Here is a 2,253-nt window from a genome sequence, read left to right as displayed (position 1 = left end):
TGGATAACCCGCAGGGCCCCCGGAGGATATCTGTGAGCATGTCGCCATGAACCCCTTCGTGCGCTCCCGCCGCGCCGTCTGGGGCGACGTGCGCTTCCTGATCGGCATCGCTCTCGTCCTGCTCTCGGTCGGCGGAGTCTGGGCTGTGCTGTCTTCCGCGGGCACGACAACCCCCGTGCTTCAGGCGAACAGAACCCTCGTGACCGGCGAGCCACTCGTGTCGGCAGACTTCCAGGTCATCGAGGTGAACCTGGGCACCCTGACCGACCGGTACCTCGCCCCGCAGGACCTCGATTCCGGCTCGATCGCCTCGCGCGCTGTGGAAGCGGGCGAGCTCATGTCCAAGACAGCGGCACGGCCTGCAGCGGAGAGTCGATGGACCACGATCGTCGTAGAGTCCAGCACCGGCATCCCCGACGATGTCGTCAGCGGCAGCGTCGTCGATCTGTGGCACGCTCCGACTCTCGATGACAGAAGCACTCCGGAACCGCCGAGGATCCTGGTGACCGGCGCGACCGTCGCCTCCGTGACGAAGACCGAAGGGATGCTCGCTGGCTCCGGCACCGAGGTCGAAGTCGTGATCGATCGTGCGGATGTCGCCGAGGTGCTGGCCGCGATCACCGGTGGTTCGCTGGTGTCGGTCGTGCCGATCGGAGCGGGTTCGTGATCTCGGTGCTGCTCGCCCTGCCCGAGGCTCACGCCGCGAGGCTCTCTGAAGAGCTGGAACTCGAGGGGGTACGCGTGGTGGCGTCGGTGCATCCGAGCGGGGTCCTTCCCCTGCCGCCGGGAATCGAGGCCGTCGTCATCTCCGCGGGCCGGCGCACGCTGACGCCCGAACTCGTCTCGGCCTGCGATCGCGCCGGGGTTCGGATCGTCCCGCTCGGGGAGATCGGGAGCCGGGTGCAGGGTCGCTTCGGGCTCCCCGCGCTTCTGCCTGCGACGGCGGGCGGATGGGAGGTCGCCGCCGCGCTCACGACAGACGTCCCCTCGAGCACGCACCCGCAGGCGGCGAGTCCGCACCGCGTCACGGTGGTGTGGGGCCCCTCCGGGTCCCCGGGCCGCTCGACCGTCGCGATCCAGCTCGCGGTCGAACTGCTCAGGACGGGCCGGCGCACGGCTCTCGTCGACGCAGACACCGTGGCCCCCTCGCTCTCGCTCCTCCTCGGCCTGAGCGATGACGCTCCCGGCATCGCGGCCGCCTGCCGTCGCGCCGAGCTGGGCGCCCTGGACTCCGCTGAGCTCACTCGCCTCGCCTCCCCTCTCGAGACGAGTGCTGGCGAGATCGAGGTGCTCGGAGGCATCAATCGTCCCGGTCGCTGGCCGGAACTCGGCGCGAGCCGTCTGCGGACGACGCTGCAGGCGTGCCGGAGTTGGGCGCAGGAGACCATCGTCGATGTGGCGAGCTCGTTCGATGCCGATGACGAGGCGACCTACGATCTCGCTGGGCCCCGCAGGCATGCCGCAACCGGTGCCGCGCTGCACGAGGCGGACGTCATCGTCGCAGTCGCGTCCGCCGATCCCCTCGGGATCAGTCGGTTCGTGCGCGAACACGCGGAACTCCGTCGGCTCACGGCTCCCACACCGATCCGTGTCGTGGTCAACCGCGTGCGCCCCGGCCCACTCGGTATCGATGCCCGCGGACAGATCAGGCGCACGCTCGAGAGGTTCTCGGGCATCACCGACATCGCGTTCCTGCCGTGGGACCAGCGCGCCGCTGACGCCGCGCTGCTGCACGCCAGACCGATGGCGGACATCACTCCGCGATCGACGCTCGTCGCAGGAGTCCGCCGCATCGTGACGGCGCAGTCGCAGTCGGACTCGTCAGCGACTACTGCCGATAGCTCGAGAGGAAGTTCCCGAGGCGCTCGACGGCTTCTGCGAGCACGCGCGGCTCGGGGAGCGTGACCAGCCTGAGGTGATCGGGGGTCGGCCAGTTGAAGCCGGTCCCCTGCACGAGAAGGATGTGCTCGGAGACGAGGAGGTCGTAGACGAGCTTCGCATCGTCCCTGATCTCGTGCACGTTGGGGTCGAGCCGAGGGAAGGCGTACAGCGCACCCTGGGGCTTCACGCAGGAGACGCCGGGGATCGATTCGAGCCCTTCCCACGCGATGTCGCGCTGCTCGTGCAGACGCCCGCTCGGGCCGATCAGCGCATCGATGGACTGCACTCCCCCGAGCGCCGCCTGCACCGCATACTGCGCGGGCACGTTCGGGCACAGACGTGTGGATGCGAGCAGGTTGATCCCCTCGAGGA

3 protein-coding genes are annotated in these 2,253 nt (G+C 69.4%); 2 read left to right on the top strand and 1 reads right to left on the bottom strand.

Going from position 1 to position 2,253, the window contains the following annotated elements; translation table 11 throughout:
- The first annotated feature begins 46 nt into the window (after nucleotides 1-46).
- A complete protein-coding gene (locus J7E68_RS13600) occupies nucleotides 47-667 on the top strand; it encodes a hypothetical protein (protein ID WP_215173426.1) in 621 nt (206 codons plus the stop codon).
- The gene (locus J7E68_RS13595) at nucleotides 664-1,905 is read left to right on the top strand and encodes a CpaE family protein (RefSeq protein ID WP_215173424.1); all 1,242 of its coding nucleotides are present in this window, start codon (nucleotides 664-666) and stop codon (nucleotides 1,903-1,905) included. The genes J7E68_RS13600 and J7E68_RS13595 overlap by 4 nt, the downstream gene beginning before the upstream one ends.
- Here the strand turns inward: J7E68_RS13595 and J7E68_RS13590 are convergent.
- Nucleotides 1,829-2,253 (bottom strand): aminotransferase class I/II-fold pyridoxal phosphate-dependent enzyme (locus J7E68_RS13590; RefSeq protein WP_215173422.1); only part of this gene is annotated, 425 nt, incomplete at its 5' end. The genes J7E68_RS13595 and J7E68_RS13590 overlap by 77 nt on opposite strands.

Source organism: Microbacterium sp. ISL-103 (genome assembly GCF_018613995.1).
GTDB lineage: Bacteria > Actinomycetota > Actinomycetes > Actinomycetales > Microbacteriaceae > Microbacterium.
Note: the sequence above shows the minus strand (reverse complement) of the source record. Positions and strands in the feature narration are given on the sequence as shown.